Consider the following 1,615-nt stretch of genomic DNA (forward strand, 5'->3'; position numbering starts at 1 on the left):
CGGGCGGGTGATGAGCTGGGGTGTGCGCGTCTGCAGGAGTTGACGTTGCAGGCGCCGTTGGTGGTCCCGTCCGGGGGGGCGGTGCGGGTGCAGTTGGTCGCGGGCGCGGCCGACGAGTCCGGCGCCCGTTCGATCTCCGTGCACTCCCGGGTGCAGGACGGTACGGATGCCGCGTGGACCAGGCACGCCGAGGGTGTGCTCGCGGTGACCGGCACCGATGACGGTTCGGGTCTGCCGATCGGCATGGACCGTGCGGTGCGGAACAACGAGGCCGCCGGCCCGCAGGGCGGCAATAGGAGCGTTGATGGTTCCGGCTCGGCTGCCGGGTTCGCCGAGCCGGCGCAGTGGCCGCCGGTGGGCGCGGAGCCGATCGACGTCGATGCCTTGTACGACGATCTGGCAGGGATCGGTCTGGAGTACGGGCCGCTGTTCCAGGGCCTGGTGCGGGCGTGGGGCCGGGACGGGCAGGTGTTCGCCGAGGTCGAGCTGCCCGAGGAGGCGCACGGCGAGGCGGCCCGGTTCGGTGTGCACCCGGCGTTGCTGGATGCGGCGTTGCATGCCGGTGCGCTGGGCGATCTGCTCCCGGAGGCTGAGGCGGGGCGGGCGTATCTGCCGTTCTCCTGGTCGGGAGTGTCGTTGTACGCGACCGGGGCGCGAAGCCTGCGGGTCAAGGTCGGGCGCAGGGCCGTCGGAGCGGCGGGTGAGGGCGCGGCGAACGGCGGCTCGGCGATCACGCTGGTCATCGCCGGCGCCGACGGGGCGCCGATCGCCGAGATCGATGCGCTGACCCTGCGTCCGCTGAACGTCGGTGACCTGACCGCGACCACCGCCGGCGGCGCTCTGCACCGGCTCGAATGGACCGCCCTGCCCGCCGGCGCCGCGACGCGGCCGTCCCGATGGGCCGTGCTGGGCGGGGACGATCTGGGTACCGGCGCGCCGAACTTCCCCGATCTCGCCACGCTGGCGGCGCTCGACGCTTCCACCGGCGTGCCCGAGGCCGTCCTCGCCGTCTGCCCGAGCTCGTCGCCGGCCCCCGATGTCGCCGTCCACGAGACGACCGCGGCGGTACTCGACCTGCTGCAGGGCTGGTCGGCGGAGGATCGGTTCGCGGGTTCGCGTCTGGTGGTGGTGACCCGGGGTGCGGTGGTGGCGGCTCCGGGGGATGTGGTGAGTGATGTCGCGCAGTCGGCGGTGTGGGGTCTGGTGCGTAGTGCGCAGGCGGAGCAGCCGGGCAGGTTCGTGCTGCTGGACCTGGCGGACGACGCCGCTCGGGTGACTCCCGCCGGGCGGATGCCGGCCGAGGTGGTGGGTCACACTCTGGCGGCGGAGGAGCCCCAGGTGGCGATGCCCGCAGGGCCGGCAGAGCTGGGTGAGCGGACGTCGAACCCGAGTGTCGCGGAGCCGGTCGGTGCCGCTCCCTCGGCGGGTGGTGCCGGGTCGGACCTGCGTACGGAACCGGGGCCGGAGTGGGATATCCCGGGAGACCAGGGTCGCGACGAGCTGATCGGGTGGGCGCTGGCGTCGGGTGAGGCGCAGGTGGTGGTGCGTGCCGGGCGGGTGTGGACGGCCCGGCTGTCCCGTACGGCCGTCCCGGACGGTCTCGCGCCGATCGCGC

1 protein-coding gene is annotated in these 1,615 nt (G+C 74.1%); it reads left to right on the plus strand.

The window, feature by feature from the left end; genetic code table 11:
- Positions 1 to 45: 45 nt before the first annotated feature.
- Positions 46 to 1,615: SpnB-like Rossmann fold domain-containing protein (locus tag IEY93_RS37355; protein WP_189167875.1), on the plus strand; the 1,570-nt coding region annotated here is incomplete at its 3' end.

Source organism: Sphaerisporangium melleum (assembly GCF_014646695.1).
Lineage (GTDB): Bacteria > Actinomycetota > Actinomycetes > Streptosporangiales > Streptosporangiaceae > Sphaerisporangium > Sphaerisporangium melleum.